9 protein-coding genes are annotated in these 16,419 nt (G+C 41.4%); 4 read left to right on the top strand and 5 right to left on the bottom strand.

Annotated features, from left to right (window positions below; genetic code table 11):
- Positions 1–4: 4 nt before the first annotated feature.
- From OQX64_RS01715 to OQX64_RS01705, 3 genes are read right to left on the bottom strand one after another with little or no spacing between them, the layout of a single operon-like run.
- Complete coding sequence (locus OQX64_RS01715; RefSeq protein WP_265817288.1) at positions 5–1,120, bottom strand: SusE domain-containing protein; 1,116 nt, start codon at positions 1,118–1,120, stop codon at positions 5–7.
- Between the two features lie 16 nt (positions 1,121–1,136).
- On the bottom strand, positions 1,137–2,744 hold the full coding sequence (locus OQX64_RS01710; protein ID WP_265817287.1) for a RagB/SusD family nutrient uptake outer membrane protein: 1,608 nt from the start codon (positions 2,742–2,744) through the stop codon (positions 1,137–1,139).
- 43 nt (positions 2,745–2,787) lie between these two features.
- A complete protein-coding gene (locus OQX64_RS01705) occupies positions 2,788–5,769 on the bottom strand; it encodes a SusC/RagA family TonB-linked outer membrane protein (protein ID WP_265817286.1) in 2,982 nt (993 codons plus the stop codon).
- Between the two features lie 194 nt (positions 5,770–5,963).
- Between OQX64_RS01705 and OQX64_RS01700 the strand changes: the two genes are divergently transcribed.
- The 4 genes from OQX64_RS01700 (at position 5,964) to OQX64_RS01685 (ending at position 14,140) form a co-directional block, all read left to right on the top strand.
- Positions 5,964–10,040 (top strand): hybrid sensor histidine kinase/response regulator transcription factor, encoded by a 4,077-nt coding sequence (locus OQX64_RS01700; protein WP_265817285.1) that lies wholly within the window; start codon positions 5,964–5,966, stop codon positions 10,038–10,040.
- 167 nt (positions 10,041–10,207) lie between these two features.
- Complete coding sequence (locus OQX64_RS01695) at positions 10,208–10,990, top strand: (2Fe-2S)-binding protein (RefSeq protein ID WP_322974915.1); 783 nt, start codon at positions 10,208–10,210, stop codon at positions 10,988–10,990.
- Between the two features lie 21 nt (positions 10,991–11,011).
- Positions 11,012–11,989: an FAD binding domain-containing protein gene (locus tag OQX64_RS01690; protein WP_265817284.1), complete on the top strand. Its 978-nt coding sequence runs from the start codon at positions 11,012–11,014 to the stop codon at positions 11,987–11,989.
- Between the two features lie 15 nt (positions 11,990–12,004).
- Positions 12,005–14,140: a xanthine dehydrogenase family protein molybdopterin-binding subunit gene (locus OQX64_RS01685; RefSeq protein ID WP_265817283.1), complete on the top strand. Its 2,136-nt coding sequence runs from the start codon at positions 12,005–12,007 to the stop codon at positions 14,138–14,140.
- Between the two features lie 99 nt (positions 14,141–14,239).
- Here OQX64_RS01685 and OQX64_RS01680 read toward each other — a convergent pair whose 3' ends face one another.
- Complete coding sequence (locus tag OQX64_RS01680; RefSeq protein ID WP_265817282.1) at positions 14,240–14,791, bottom strand: hypothetical protein; 552 nt, start codon at positions 14,789–14,791, stop codon at positions 14,240–14,242.
- A 150-nt stretch (positions 14,792–14,941) separates the two neighbouring features.
- On the bottom strand, positions 14,942–16,396 hold the full coding sequence (locus OQX64_RS01675; protein ID WP_265817281.1) for a TolC family protein: 1,455 nt from the start codon (positions 16,394–16,396) through the stop codon (positions 14,942–14,944).
- Between the last annotated feature and the right edge of the window lie 23 nt (positions 16,397–16,419).

Raw genomic sequence — 16,419 nt, 5'->3', positions numbered from 1 at the left:
CATTTTATTTAATGGTATAAGTATAATTTCCGTCGCCCGCACTTAAATCTAAAGTAACAGTAAACACGCCGGTTTTGGTAACCGGGATATTGATTCCACCCCACACTGGTGCACCTGCAAAGACCAAATTGCCAGAGGCATCAACTTTGTAGCTAATGTCATAACCACCATTACAGGTAAATACAAATGATTTTCCGGCGGTTAGTGCTACGTTTGCGGCTTCCAGTTTTCCGGTTGTGGCATTGTAATTCAATGGTGTAGCAGAGGTACTCCAGCCATTATCATCTCCAGAGATGAAAAATTTAACCGGTGTATAAGTGATGGTTAAAGCTGCTACATCAGCATTAACTTTCATATATGCTGGTGAAGGTGAAAGGTATAAATTACCACTATTCAAGCTCATGGTTGTTGCCGTTCCGCCCCAGCCATATACTTTACTCGCATCCAGGGTTGATACCAGTTGAAAAGCATCACCACCATAACCATCTGCGTTGGGCAGGTTCAGGTAACCTTCGTATTTACTGTTAAACTTGGAAGATGCCAGTAAAAAACCATTGGTTCTAGTGGCTGGTGTTTTCCATGAATTGCCTCCTTTAACCAGCAATGCCGGATATTCTACAATGGCTTTGTAAGGGTTTACCGTCATGGTTAGGGTGGAGTATACTGGCTTAATGGCAGAGGCCACTCCCGTATTTTGGTTTACTTCTGCTTTTAACCTTACAGCGATTGTGCTGGAAGTACCTGTTGGCAATGTGAGTTGCACACCGCTTAATGCATTAAAATCAGCACCGGTATATGTTTTCTGTAAGGTGCCTGCAGGAATTTTCACCACCACTGCATTTGCCCAGGCATTGGTGCCACTGGTATCTGCAGGCAGATCAAATTCCAAAGAATAAGCCGTTACTACATTTGCTCCAAAATTTGCTGCATTAAAACTAAAGGTTACCACATTGGCTGCATCATTGGCAGGACTTAATACTACCGCAGCAGATGAAGTTTTAAATGCTAAAGCTGAAGTTGATGGATTGACGACCACGTTATTACTTTCATCCTTTTTGCAACCCGGCATAAAAATGCTAAATAGCAGAAGGGTAAATAAGGAGTTGAATATTTTTTTCATTTTGCTGAAACGTTAATTAATAACCAGGATTTTGACGAAGGTTTGGATTGGCAGATAAATCTGTCGGAGGCAGTGGATACAATGAAAATCTGGCATTTACCGCCGTTCCGTTTCGGGTACCACCTTTCCATGCCCATAAATAGTTAGCCGAGGTAAACTTGCCAAAGCGAATCAAATCGGTTCTCCTGAAGGCTTCGTACCACAGTTCTCTGCCACGTTCATCCAGAATAAAATCAGTAGTTAAAGCGCCAGAACTAATATTTCCTGCGGTACTTCCATTGTAAGCTCTTGTGCGCAATTGGTTCACATAACCCAATGCAGTACTTAAACTTCCGCCAGTGCCACCTCTCAAAACAGATTCTGCATAAGTGAGATATATTTCGCCTAAACGGAAAAGCGGGAAATCAATATCAGAGAAATCTTTCGCTACATCCTGATGAGGTGCTGGTCCGCCTGAACGGGTTTTGTTTCGGTATTTGGTACTCGAATAGCCATCAGTAGAGGTATACAGATCATTCACTTCCAGATTTTGTCCGCTCATGTAAAACTGTGCCCTGCTATCTGTCGCCCCTGTTTTATCGGCAAAAAGATTCACAAACTGCTGCGTAATGCGCAGTCCACCCCAGGTTCCGCTAGAACCTGAAACCTCTGCAGGTACACCAGCCGGACCATGCATCAGGTAAGTGGTACCGCCATAATTCTGTGTACTGGTACCATCGTAGTTAATGGTTAAAATAAATTCATCTTTATTCAAATGATTATCAGCAATGGTTAATTCACGGTAATTGTTATGTAAGGCATAACCTGCACCCGTAATTTTATTACAATAGGTAATGGCATCAGTATATCTCGGCGTGCCAGTGTATACTTCAGCATTTAAATAAATCCGGCTCAATAATGCCCAGTCAGCCGCCTGATCTGCACGGCCATATTCGTTGGTTTTGGCCGGAGCCAGTTCGGTTTCTATGGCTTTAAGTTCTGACTCTACATAATTAAACACTTCTTTACGCTGCATCTGTAATGGCAAATCTTTCCCGCCAATCTGCGTTTGTTCCGTTACCATTGGTACGTTTCCATAAAGATCCATTAAAACCGAATACTGAAATGCCCTGATGAAACGTGCTTCTGCCCTGAACCTGCGCACCGCTACAGCATCTGCTCCTGTAATTCCATGTTTGCTTAAATTATCATCTGATGATTGGTTAATGAAATCATTACACAAGGTAATCTGAAAGTAGGAACGGTAATACAATCCGTTGATGATTGCATTGGTTGATGACCAGCTCATTTCATGTAAACCCTGAATCCCGGCATCACTTTGCCATGACCAAACAGCCTCATCTGTGGTGAGCTCCTGCAAGTTCCAGTATAAACGAAGGAAATCAGAGTTACCCTCATCCTTAATAATTTCAGTAGGGATATCGGGCTGGCCAACAGAGGCATTTCCGGTAAGTGCAAAGGCACCATAAACCTTGGCCAATGACTGTTTATAACCGCTTACGCTGGTGTATACATTATCGGCAATTAAATCATTGGTTGGTGTAAGATCCAGTTTGGTGCAGGAAACCATCAAGAATGAAGTGATGCAAACCAGCAGGAACATTTTTAAAACACGTAGTTTCATATATTTTGGATTAAAACGGTTCATCATATTTCAATATAAATCGTTAGTAATTGAGGTTTAGGCCTATAGAATACACACGAGGCCGTGGATAGATGTTGTTATCTATTCCTGAAGCTACCTCAGGATCAAGGCCTTTATATTTGGTGATTACAAATACATTCTGCACGCTGGCGGTTAGCTGCAAATTGGCTTTGCTTTTAAATAACTTTTCAAAGGCATGACCCAGGTTAATATTATCCATCCGCAGGAATGATGCATTCTGAACATAATAATCACTTAACAATTGCTGTGTCTTGAAATTGGTAGTGAGGTAGTTTGGTGATGCATTCAGGATAACTGATGTACCCGTAATTTGTGCCAGGTTACCGCTTTGGCTGTAATTATTATTGTATACGTAACCACCTAAATTCGCTCTCAGGGTAAAGGAGAGGTTCCATTTTTTATAGCTTAAATTATTACTGAAACCGAGGAACAATTTCGGGTCTGCCTGTTTACCTTTCTTTAAATCGCTGGCGGTAATGGCACCATCGCCATTTTGATCAACATAGACACCCTCAATCGGATTTCCAGCCTGGTCATACACCTGTTCAAAAAGGTTAAAGGTATTTTTCGGTCCGCCAACGGCATTTATAAATACGAATTGTCCGCCTACACCACCTGCTATTGAACCGCTTGGAAAGCCTGCATAGTTAGGATCGTTCGGAACTACGGTTAAATTGGTAATGGTATTTTTATTGTATGTGGCATTTACGCTGAAATCCCAGTTGAAATCTTTTTCTTTTACCGGATTAAAGTTCAGCGTCATCTCCACCCCTTCATTCTTCATATCGCCTACATTTACAATTGCCGTAGCGGCGAAATTGGTTCCTGCAGGTTGCGGAATCCGGTTTAACAGATCACTGGTTTTCTTCTGATAGACATCCAGGCTACCACTAATGCGGTTATCAAATAAACCAAAATCAAGCCCGACATTGGCAGTTGCAGTTTCTTCCCATTTAATATTGGAAATGTAAGCACTTGGCCGGTACATCTGGTAAAAGGTATCGCCGAACTGATATTGTGCATTCAGTGAACTTAAACCATAAGTGGAAAGGTAGCCATAGTTATCAATTCCATCCTGCTGACCAGTAATACCATAACTGGCGCGAACTTTCAGGTTGGATATGGCTTTAACATCTTTTAAGAACGCTTCATTTTTAGCGGTCCAGGCTAAGGCAACAGATGGGAAAGTACCATACTTATAGGCCGGGCCAAAACGGGATGATCCATCACGGCGAACTGTTGCTGTTAACAAAAAGCGTTCATCATAATTGTAGTTAAACCTGCCAAAATAAGAGATGAGGCGATATTGAGGTTTATTAAATGGAAAGGCCGGATCTGAATTGGCTACTTTATTTCCCCGGGCATCAAAAACCGGATAGAAATATTGCGTAGTTAAATAATCATTATAAGAATAACCAGCTGTAGCATCAACCCTGCTCTTGATTGATTTAAAATCTTTCACATAGTTCAGGTAAAAATCAACAACGGTATTTTGCCTGTTGGTTTTATATTGATTGCTTACCCCATTGCTTAAAATAGATTCGGCTGCATTCGGGTCAACATAAACAGTTCCTTTTCCCGTAGCCACATCATAAGCAGCATTGAAATTAGCATGTAATTCCGGAAGAAATGGAAACTGGTAATCCAGTTGTAAATTACCAATACTTCTCATGGGTTTAGCCCGATCTGCTCTCTGCTCCAGCAAACCAACCGGATTGCGGCCCACCAGATTAACTAAACCCGTAGGACTGGTTGGATCTAACCATTCCCAATAGCCATTGTATGCTGAGCGGTTGGTATAAGTGGCCTGCGTAGGATCAAAACTTACCGCACCACCAATAGCAGCGGTGTTGGCAAAGCGTGTTTTTTGCATGCTGCCCTTTAAGTTTAAATCTACCTTTAAGTGATTATCAAAAAAGCGTGGATTGAGTACCAGTGCCGCAGAAGTTTTTTCCAGCTGATCGGTTCTTAATAAACCTGTTTGATTCTGGTACCCTACAGAGATGCGATAAGGCAATTTCTTGATTCCGCCACTTATGCTTAAGTTGTTATCAGTAGAGAAACCATCCTGGTAAATCAGGTCCTGCCAATTGGTATTAAAACTACCCAATTGTGCTTTTTGTGCAGCAGTTCCTTTTGAATTTACAATGGAACGGATTTCATCAGCACTCAATACCTCCAATTGTTTTACAATTTTAGAAATGGAATTAACCGAGTTGAAACTCACTTTCAACTCATTGCTTAATCCTTTTTTGGTGGTGATGATGATGACCCCGTTAGATGCCCTGGCACCATAAATAGCCGCTGCCGATGCGTCTTTTAATACCGTAAAGCTTTCAATATCATTTGGATTGATGAAACTTAAAGGATTGGAAGCACCAGAAACGCCACCATTTTCTAAGGGAACACCATCAATCACGAATAAAGGATCATTACTGGCATTTAAAGATGAACCTCCACGAATCCGGATGGTACTTCCTGCACCCGGCTGACCGCTATTGGAAGTAATGGCCACCCCTGAAACCTTGCCAGAAAGCATTTGCTCCGGCGTGGTAATGCTTCCCTTCTGAAAGTCCTTCACGCCAACTACAGCAACCGAACCCGTTAAATCTTGTTTTCTGGTAGTACCATAGCCCACTACAACCACATCATTTAAAGTGGAAGCATCTTCAATAAGGGTAATGGTTAAACTGGTTGATTTAGAAACCGGAACTTCCTGCACTTTGTAACCTACAGCGGTAAATACTAAAATTCCATTCGATGGAATTTTAAGGGTGAAATTTCCGTTTCCATCAGTTGAAGTTGCGGTAGCCGTTCCTTTTAATCGAACGCTTACCCCAGGCATCCCCAAATTATCTGGAGCAGTTTTCACCACGCCGGTAATGGTAGCCTGTTGAGCGAAAAGATATCCATGGGTAAAAATCAATAGTAATAGCATAAACATTCGCTTGTTACTCTTGAAGAAAATTGTAATCATCTGCATAGAAATATCGGTTAGAATTATGGCCACAAATAAAGCCTTTATCCCTGTTTTTGATTTGTGCTATCGTCCATTTTTTTTGTGCTAATCGTCATAATATCGCCCTATTTACCTATAAACCATGTAAAGTATACGTAAGCTGCTGAAAAATAAATTACATTTGATTTCAAAAAAATTGCGTCTGGCGAAGCACAAGAATGATCCGTATTGTTAAACTTATTTTCTCTTTTCTCTGCGTTACGCTTGCCCTAAACAGCTACGGACAAAATTTAAAGTTTAAGCACATTAATGTAGAAAATGGTTTATCAAACAGCACCATCGAGTGCATTTTTCAAGATAGCCGTGGCTTTATCTGGTTCGGTACAAGAGATGGCCTGAACCGTTATGATGGCAATGAGATTACCGTCTTTAAAAGCACGGGGAAAGCCGGAAGTCTCAGCGATAACTTCATCAGGTGTATTTTAGAAGATCAGGACAAAAATCTCTGGATCGGAACTTCAAACGGTCTGAATAAATTTAATCCGGAGCAAAACAAGTTCACCCATTACCCAGGTTCCGGGCAGAATAGCAATATCATTACTGCAATTGTGCAAAATAAACAAGGCATCTGGGTGGGTACTTATGGTGGTGGTCTTTTTAAGGTTAACCAGCAGCAGCAAAACCTCAAGCAATATGCCTTCGGAAATACGCAGCATATAGGTACGAGAAAAGATTTTATCAATGATATTTATACCGATCCAGGTAGTCAACTCTGGATTGCCAGCGACGCTGGTGTTGAACTTTTAAATACAACAAATGGTATTGCTCAACCTAAGTTAAACAATTATAAAATCAGGACGATTAAAAAAGCCAAAGACAATTCTTTCTGGCTGGCAACTGAAGAAAATGGCCTGATTCATTTTAACACAGCGAATAATACCTATAAAACCTACCTGCATGAAGAGAAAAACCGCAACAGCATGGGCAGTAATTTGGTCAGGGCCATTGCATTCGATCATCAAAACGGAGTATGGATAGGCGGCATTAATGGTGGCTTAAATCATTTCAATCCTTTAACAGAAAATTTCACCCATGATCAGAATCAGGCAGGTAATGCTTTCAGCCTTTCTCAAAGAACCGTTTCGGCTCTTTTTGTAGATAAACAAGGTAATCTTTGGGTGGGTACACATCGTGGAGGTGTAAATCTTTATAGCCCACAGGCGGAAAAATTTAACTTGTTCAGGCAGGAACCCGATAAAAACAGCTTAAGCTATAATGATGTCAGGGCTTTTTATGAAGCAGATAACGGAGAGATCTATATTGGTACGGATGGCGGCGGACTGGATATTTACAATAAAAAAAGTAAGGTTTTTAAGCATTTTAAATTTAGCCCTTTCGATGCTAAAACAATAGGTGCCGATGCCATCTTAGACATTACCAAAACCAAAGGCGGATTACTGATTGGTACCTGGGCAGGAGGATTAAACCGGATGAATGCAGATGGAACCTTTACCCGGTACCAGCACGAGGACAGCGACCCTAATTCCATTTCTTCAGATTATGTTCAAAGATCTTTTGAAGATAGTGAACACCACATTTGGATCGGTACCTATTATGGTGGATTGAACCTGTTTGATCCCGCAACAAATAGATTTAAAAGGCTTACAGATGGTACAAATGGCACACATTTAACCGGCAATAACATCGTTTCCATTAACGAAGATCAGGACAAAAACCTCTGGATTGGTACAGATGATGGTGGTTTAAACCGGTACAACCTCAAGACCAAAGTATTTAGTCACTATTTTACTGAAGGTGGCAAAAAGCCTGATTTACGTGTTATCTTTGTTGATGCTAAAGGTAATTTATGGATCGGCCAGGCCGGACTTTACCGCTTTAATGCCAGCAAAAATAAATTTGTACCGGCTACTCAAAAAGCTGGACTTAGCACCGCTTTCATTAAGGGGATTACAGAAGATGAACAGGGAAATTTATGGATTTCTACCGCAAATGGCCTGACTAAATATCATCCGCAGAAACAGACTTATAAGCAATACAACATGGCAGATGGCCTGCAGGGACAGGAGTTTGAATCCAATGCTTATCTTAAAACTAAAAGCGGTGAAATGTTTTTTGGCGGCATCAATGGGTTTAATTCCTTTTTCCCGAAGGATATTAAAACCAATGCCTTTGTGCCTCCGGTATACCTCACCGAGCTGAAAATATTTAATAAGGTGATCTCCCCGCAAAGCGATGAAAACATCCTGAAAAGTGATATCAGCTATACTAGAAAGCTCAAGCTGGACTACGATCAGGCAACAATTACCTTTCAGTTTGCAGCACTGAATTACGTATCAAGTGAAAATAACCATTACGCCTACCAGTTGGAAGGTGAAGACAAGGAATGGATTAATATTGGCAATAGCCGACAGGCGGTATATACCAATCTTGATCCGGGCACCTATATTTTTAAAGTTCGGGCATCCAATAATGATGGCATTTGGAACAACGTTGGTGTAGCCATTGAGGTATACATTGCTCCACCCTTCTGGGCCACCTGGTGGTTCAGGTTACTGGTTATTGGTACAGCTGTTTACTTCACCTATCTGGCCTTAAGCTTCAGGCGCAGACTGGAACTGAGGAAAATAGAGGAAGAAAAGCGGGAAGAAATCCACCAGACCCAACTTCAGTTTTTCACTAATATTTCTCACGAATTCCGAACACCACTTTCTCTGATCCTGGGTCCGATTGAGCGTTTGCTGAGTGAAGATAAACAGGAATCTTTTCAAAGCTATTACAACACCATCCACCGCAACGCCAACCGCCTGCTGAGGTTAATTAATGAACTGATGGATTTTAGAAAAACGGCTGCCGGTGCGCTAAAACTAAACGTTACAGCCGGAAACCTTAACCTTTTTATTGATGAAATTGCAGAAGAGTTTAAGGAAATGGCCGCTGATAAAAACATAATATTTACGGTTGAGAAAGATCCTTTACCAACGGAAATATGGTTCGACCGACAGATTATCGAAAAAATTATCCTTAACCTGGTTAATAATTCATTGAAGTATACGAAAGCTAATGGTACATTAAAAATTCAGATCCTTCATTCTATAGAGGGTGTTATGCCATTATTTGCCAACCAACTGAACATTGAAAGTGATTATAAGGGAACGGAATATGTTTATTTCAGGGTCATTGATAACGGAATTGGTATTTCGAAGGCTTCTATCCAGCACTTGTTTGAACGCTATTACCGGATAACAGAATCACATCTGGGTTCGGGTGTCGGTCTGGCCTTTGTTAAAAGTTTGACCCTACTTCACAAGGGTTTGATCAAAGTATCAAGTGAGAGAAATGAAGGAACGGAAATCATGATCGGGATTCCGGTGCTTAAAGGCGATTACCAAATGGATGAGTTGTTTACCCAAAGTGATACAGCTGGCGGAACACGACTCGAAAGCATCATGTACCAGGTGGAAGCTGATCACAAAACAACCATTCCTGTTGTGGAAAACAATCAAAATGAAAAACAAAGGATATTAATTGTAGATGATAATGATGAATTGCGCAATTTTTTAATGCATGCGTTAGCCAATCAATATCACATTCTGGAGGCTATAGATGGCATTAAAGGTATGGAAGTAGCCCGGCAAAACCTTCCCGACCTCATCATTAGCGATGTAATGATGCCGGGTATGAGCGGAACGGAATTTTGCAGCCTCATTAAGGAAGATATAGAAACCAGCCACATTCCATTTTTAATGCTCACGGCAAAAAATAGTGTAGAAGCTGAAATTGAGGGTGCCGCATCTGGTGCAGATCTTTATTTTACTAAGCCGATAAATACAAATCTGTTGCACATCACCATCCGCAATATTTTTGAACAACGACAAAAATTAAAAGAGCATTATTTAAAAAACAGGGAAATTCAACCCAGAGAACTGGTCAGTTCTGAAAAGGATAAACTTTTCATGAATAAATTGCTGGCTATTATTGATGCCCAAATGATTAACCCTGAACTGGATATTGATTTCTTATGTAAGGAAATTGGCATGAGCAGAACGAAACTTTACCAGAAACTAAAATCAATTACAGGGCAATCGATTGGTGAGTTTGTGCGTTCAGCCAGACTTCGTAAAGCGATAGAAATTATGAAAAATGAAGATGTGTTGATGACTGAGGTGATGTACAGAATCGGGATCCAAACGCAATCTTATTTTACCAAAGCCTTTAAAAAGGAATTTGGTGTTACGCCTACAGCTTATATTCAGGGGTTGGGCAAAAATTCTTAATATTTAGCCACTTAGCAATTCTATAAAACATCCGTAATGGCCTGATTCAGTTTCAGGTGCAATCGTATCATTTTTGTTTTGATCAAAACCAGGCGTTTTTATTGTTGTTCTACAGGTAATAACTTTTAAGCCAGCTCCTGCACTCCTGTCATCTCAAAAACAGCTACATGAAACAAAACACATCACCACTTAGCCCTGAAGAAAAAAAGCTTTTCGGCGACCTTATGCCAGAAGAGCTTAATGAAGTATTGCGTTCGGGCCTTCAGCGTCGACATTTTTTAAAATTAATGGGCCTTGCCTCCGCCGGTTTGCTGGTCAGCCATATGGTTGGTGCCGAGCAGCTTTTTGCCCGCTCGGTTGAGTTTGATGAGATTCCGGATCTTATTCCTGCTGCGATAGAAAATGGCATCAATGTGAGCTTCAAAGTGAATTCAAATAACAAAAAAGTACTTATTGATTCCCGAATGACCTTATTGGATACGTTACGTGAACGGATCGGTCTCACAGGTTCAAAAAAAGGTTGTGACCATGGCCAGTGCGGTGCCTGCACGGTGATTGTTGATGGCAACCGGGTACTCTCCTGCCTGACACTTGCGGCAAGTTGCGATGGAAAATCAATTATTACCATTGAAGGGCTGGCAAAAGATAATGAACTGAACCCCATGCAACAGGCATTTTTAAAACATGATGGCTTTCAATGTGGTTTTTGTACACCAGGACAAATCTGTTCTGCAGTGGCATTGATGAAAGAAGCGAAGGAAGGACAGGCCAGTTTTGTTACATCAAACATCAGGGAACAGGCCGGTGCAGTAATGCTTTCAGATGAGGAGATTGCCGAGCGCATGTCGGGCAATATTTGCCGTTGTGGCGCCTATCCCAATATTGTTGCCGCCATTAAAGAGGCCCAAACCGGGAAAAATATCGAACAGAACTGGCTTTTTGCAGGCTAACTAACATTAACCCATCAGATTATGATACCATTTAAGTTTTCAATAGCAAAAAATCCATCAGAAGCTTTGGGTTTAATTCATCCGCATGCAGCGTTTTTAGCTGGCGGCACCAATATCCTTGATCTCATGAAGGAACATGTGGCCCAGCCCACTGAAATCATTGATTTGGGTCGCTTACCTTTAAATACCATTAAGCCAACCGCCACGGGTATAAGTCTTGGTGCGCTGGCTAAAAATACGGAAACGGCCAATCATCAGCTGATCAGGAAAGATTATCCCATGTTGAGTAAAGCTATTTTAGCGGGTGCATCTGCACAAATCAGAAATATGGCCAGCAATGGTGGTAATTTGTTGCAACGTACCCGATGCAGTTATTTTTATGACATCAACATGCCTTGTAATAAAAGGGTTCCGGGAAGTGGATGTGCGGCCATGAAAGGCTTTAACAGGATGCATGCCATTTTTGGATGGTCAGATCAATGTGTGGCAGTTTATCCTTCAGATATGGCTATCGCGCTATCGGCTTTAAACGCCAACGTTAAAGTGATGCAGCAAAATGGCAGTGAAAGAAGCATTCCATTTACTGATTTTCACCACCTTCCTAAAGATCATCCTGAAAAAGACAACAGTTTAAAACACGGAGAACTAATTACCTCCATTGAGCTTCCTAAAAATAATTTCGCTGGCCATTCTGCCTATATCAAAGTTCGTGACCGCAATTCATATGCCTTTGCGCTGGTTTCAGTAGCTGCAGGTTTTGAGCTTGAGGGTAATAGCATTAAAACAGCACATATTGCCATGGGTGGCGTAGCGCATAAACCCTGGAGGGCATTAAAAGCGGAAGCCTTTTTAAAGGATAAAGCGGCTACGCTGGCTAATTTTACCAAAGCTGCAAACTTGGAAATGAGTGCGGCCAAACCACTTGCTCATAATAAATTTAAAATAGAAATGGGTAAACAGACTTTAATCCATGCGTTTGAAGTGGCTTTAAAAGGTTAAGAGATCGGGAACATTATGGAAAATACGAACAAAATCATTGGCAAAGGCATAGACCGGATCGATGGCATCATGAAGATTACAGGTAAAGCCACTTATGCAACGGATTACCCCGCTAAAAATATGGCTTATGCCGTGCTTTTCAAAAGTACCATCGCCTCCGGAAAAATTGTAGAGATGGATACTGCCGATGCTGAAAAATCTCCGGGCGTAATTCAGGTGATTACTCATAAAAATGCGCCAAAATTAAATGTTAAAGGTGGATTAAGGGGTGGCGCCTTATTACAAGGGCCCGAAATTACTTTCCATGGCCAGCATATTGGGATGGTGGTTGCCGAAACATTTGAACAAGCCACTGCTGCCTCACACCTCATTCAGGTTAAATATCAGCAGGATAAAACAGAGAAAATTGATTTTGATGAACTGGCCAAAAAACCGGAGATGCCCAAGGGAAAAGAACTGGCCGACCTGGTGAGGGGGGCAGGAAAATCAGCCCTGGCACAGGCTGAAATTAAAATTGAAGAGGCATACGAAACACCTATTGAACACCACCATCCCATGGAACCGCATGCTACGTTGGCCGTTTGGGAAGGTGAAAACCTGATTCTTTATAATGGTTCGCAGATAATTAATGGCGCACAAACGGCCGCCGCAGCTACGTTAAACTTAAGGCCTGAACAGGTAAGGATTGTTTCACCCTATATTGGAGGTGGTTTTGGTTCAAAGGGCGGACAATGGGCCAATTTGGTGCTTACAGCTGTTGCTGCGCAAATGGTTAAGCGCCCGGTAAAACTTGCACTCACCCGCCAGCAAATGTTTAATTCTGTGGGTTTGCGACAAAGGAATATACAGAAGATAAGTTTGGGTGCCACAAAAGATGGGATGCTGACCACTTTAGCACATGAAACCATTTCACATACGGCTGTAGATTCAGAATATATCGAACCCTGCGGTGATTGTTCCAAAATCATGTATGAGGTACCCAATTCCTTGATTTCTTACCGGGTAGTATCCATGAATCTGATTCTGCCAACCTACACCCGTGGCCCAGGAAAATCTACTGGTAGCTTTGCGCTGGAATGTGCGATGGATGAACTGGCACATCAATTAAAGATGGATCCTATTGCCTTGCGGATTAAAAACGAACCTAAAAAAGATCCTTCAAATGGCAAACCATGGAGTTCCAGAACTACCGTAAAATGCTTGGAAGAGGGTGCTAAGGCTTTTGGCTGGGAAAAACGTAAAGCCATTCCGGGCACTCATTTCTCCGGAGAAAATTTAATTGGTTACGGTGTAGCCTGCGGTACCTATCCGGCCCGCCAGCGAGACAGTTCGGCAAATATTAAACTTACCTTAAAGGCTGGCCAGGCGTATGCCATAATAGAGATTGCAGCATCTGATCTTGGAACAGGCACCAATACCATTCTGGCACAAACCGCTGCCGATGGATTGGGCATTCCCCTATCCCGGATTACCATGAAAATTGGCGATTCAGACCTTCCACCTGCTGCCGGATCAGTAGGTTCGGTTGGTGCCTCCAGTTTTGCCAATGCAGTAAATGATGCCTGTACCAAAATTACGGATGAGCTGCTGGCTAAATCAAATAAACAATTTTTCGTTAGGCCAACGGCAAATGATTTAATGATCTCAGAAAAGATTGCTGCCTTTGAAACCCAATCTAGTTCTAAAGCCCCTGCAGAAGCCGAACAATATTCAGCACATAGTTTTAATGCGAATTTTGCTGAAGTAAGCATCAACAAATTAACCGGAATGGTAAAAGTAACCCGTTTTCTTGCCGTAACGGGTGCAGGAAAAATTCTGAATCCGAAAACAGCCCGGTCGCAAATTATAGGTGGAAACATCTGGGGCATTGGAATGGCACTCACCGAAGAATCAGTTATTGACCCACGGTACGGAAATTTCGCCACCCGCTCTTTTGCAGATTATCATGTGCCCGCTAACCTAGATGTTGGACAGTTAGATGCCATGTTTATCAATGAAGTTGACATGATCCCAAATAAAATGGGTGTAAAAGGTATTGGTGAAGTGGGGATTGTGGGCGTTGCAGCAGCAATAGCCAATGCCGTTTTTAATGCAACGGGTAAAAGAATCAGGTCTTTACCCATTACACCTGATAAATTGCTGCCTTCCTAAATGAATCGTTTGATTAAGGCAACCTTTTGTAAGGAAGTAGCAAGAGTTTATAATCCAGTCACCGGATAAATATTTATCCGGTGAAAACCAATGTTTATACTATTCTCCCCAACTTACCTGGATGTTGTGCTTTTCTGCATAAGCTTTACCTTTAGCCATTAAAGCATCGTGCTTTTGCATAAAAGTTGGCCCGTATTTGGTATCGATATTTTTAATGATCTCCTCTTTGGCACTTTGATCACCTTTTGTATCGCAAAGTTTCGCGTAAGCCAGATATTCGTTTTTATACACCGGAATCACATATTCATATAAATCAACAGCTAATTTTTGAATTTCTTTCTGGTCATCTCCGGAGGCGGATACCTTTTTAATTTTTTCTAAGGATTGTTCCAGAAATTGAGTATTCAATTTTATACTGTTTACGGCCTCATCACCTTTTTTCTTACTTGATGGAATATTTGGAAATTCCTTTGCTTCAGCATCAAGACGTTGAGCCAACACCGGACTGGCAAAGTCTTTAATCGTATTGGTATTCAGAATCGTAATCTCGAAAAATTTTGTAGGTGATTCCGAGCAGGAAGATAAAAACAGGAGCCCCAGGGCTAAAAAGGATAATAATCGTTTCGGGAAAAATACGTGTAGGTTCTTCATCTTTTTAAAATATTATTGCTTTAAATTTGAGTTGGAGCATAAGCAAAGATGATGCCGTGTTCATGCTCAGAACCTTGTCTACATTACAAAGAAGCAGGTTTTAATGGTATGAATTAATTTAATGAACAATATCCATCTCATTTTCAGGGTCTAATACTGCTTTTGTTTTCCGGCACGATAATATAAATCTGCCATCACTTTCTGAAAACTGGAAATCAGTTCAGCACGCTTCACCTGCATATCCATTAATTTAGTTTCCCGGGTATTAATGAGGAATAAATTACTTTCTCCGAGTTCAAATTTTTGTACTTCGGCTTTGACCAATGTACGCTGGTTCTCCACATTTTTGGATAGCAAATTTACCTGAGCCTGTACAGCTTTAAGTTCTGTAAATGCAGTGATTACGCCCGTTTGAATTTCACGGGTGGTTTGCTGAAGACCATAGGCCATTTCAGCTTGCTGAATCTTAACTTCACGAAGTTTACCACGTTCTTCCCGAAGAAATAAGGGAAAAGAAAAATCTATGCCCACCTTATAATTGGCTAACCTAAAATCATAATCATTGGGTACATCAGAAAAATCTTTTCGTCCGGCGAGGAATGCACCTTTTATATTAAGCTTAGGCTTTAACATCTCCAGCCGATATTTTTGTTCGATATCAAGTTTAGCCGTTTGACTCTTAATTTTTAACACTTCCGGATGTGTTTCAGTTGCCTGCTGAAGCAAAGTATCTACACGTAATTTTTCCAGGGCCATTTCTGCTTCTGCTATATCTTCAGGAACTGCTTCAGCAGGAAGTTCCTGAGGTTGTGCATTCGAACTCCATAAGTGATTGGATAATAAAAGCCTGGAGTTGATTAGTTTTACGGTAGCTTCCTGAAACTGAATTTTTCTATCCTGAAGCGTAATAGCGGCTTCTACTGAATCAATTGGTGGCTTGTCTCCTATCATTACCTGTGCCCGAATGGCCTGAAAGCGTTTTTGTGCCAGTTCTACCCCTTCATGAGTAAATCTACTTTGTTGAAAAGCATAGTACCAATTCCAGTAATCCTTCTGCACATCAAACCAGACCCCATTAATCTGTGCCACTTTTTCGGCATCAGCATAACCCACCATAATTTTAGCCTGGCGGAGGGTATTTCGGCGGGCATCAATGAACAAACCCTGCCCCAATGGAATGGTTAGGCCAACTCCTGAAAGGCCGGTGCTACTGGTTCGGGTTTCGGGATTATTGTACACGCCAACGTTTCGGTCATAACCCACATTCAAATCTGCACCAGCAAGCCACAGTGGTACTTTTAATTCACTATCCCAATGGTTATAATAATCTGTACCACCAAAAGTTTTCCTTCCGAATGAGGCCATCAAAGCCGGATCAAATTTACCGAGTGATTGAAACACCCTTGCCTGGGCTTCCCTACTCAGTAATGCAGCCTGCTTCACTATCGGATGGTTGAATAAAACCAATGCCTGCAAATCCTTTAAGAGGAAAGTTTTTTGATGGGTGAGATCAAACTTTTCCTGTGCAAAAGCTGAACTGAACACAGTCCATAACAGGAAAATTGGTAGGCACATTTTGTTAATGGTTCTTTGTTTAACCCACATAGATTTAAGTAATGGCTGAAATA

Source organism: Pedobacter sp. GR22-10 (assembly GCF_026239715.1).
Taxonomy (GTDB): Bacteria; Bacteroidota; Bacteroidia; order Sphingobacteriales; family Sphingobacteriaceae; genus Pedobacter.
This window is presented reverse-complemented; position numbering and strand designations above follow the sequence as displayed.

Excerpts from the sequence above, each read along its gene's own strand:
- OQX64_RS01715 (WP_265817288.1), bottom strand. The coding sequence starts at position 1,120 with ATGAAAAAAATATTCAACTCCTTATTTACCCTTCTGCTATTTAGCATT.
- OQX64_RS01710 (WP_265817287.1), bottom strand. The coding sequence starts at position 2,744 with ATGAAACTACGTGTTTTAAAAATGTTCCTGCTGGTTTGCATCACTTCA.
- OQX64_RS01705 (WP_265817286.1), bottom strand. The coding sequence starts at position 5,769 with ATGCAGATGATTACAATTTTCTTCAAGAGTAACAAGCGAATGTTTATG.
- OQX64_RS01700 (WP_265817285.1), top strand. The coding sequence starts at position 5,964 with ATGATCCGTATTGTTAAACTTATTTTCTCTTTTCTCTGCGTTACGCTT.
- OQX64_RS01695 (WP_322974915.1), top strand. The coding sequence starts at position 10,208 with ATGAAACAAAACACATCACCACTTAGCCCTGAAGAAAAAAAGCTTTTC.
- OQX64_RS01690 (WP_265817284.1), top strand. The coding sequence starts at position 11,012 with ATGATACCATTTAAGTTTTCAATAGCAAAAAATCCATCAGAAGCTTTG.
- OQX64_RS01685 (WP_265817283.1), top strand. The coding sequence starts at position 12,005 with ATGGAAAATACGAACAAAATCATTGGCAAAGGCATAGACCGGATCGAT.
- OQX64_RS01680 (WP_265817282.1), bottom strand. The coding sequence starts at position 14,791 with ATGAAGAACCTACACGTATTTTTCCCGAAACGATTATTATCCTTTTTA.
- OQX64_RS01675 (WP_265817281.1), bottom strand. The coding sequence starts at position 16,396 with ATGTGGGTTAAACAAAGAACCATTAACAAAATGTGCCTACCAATTTTC.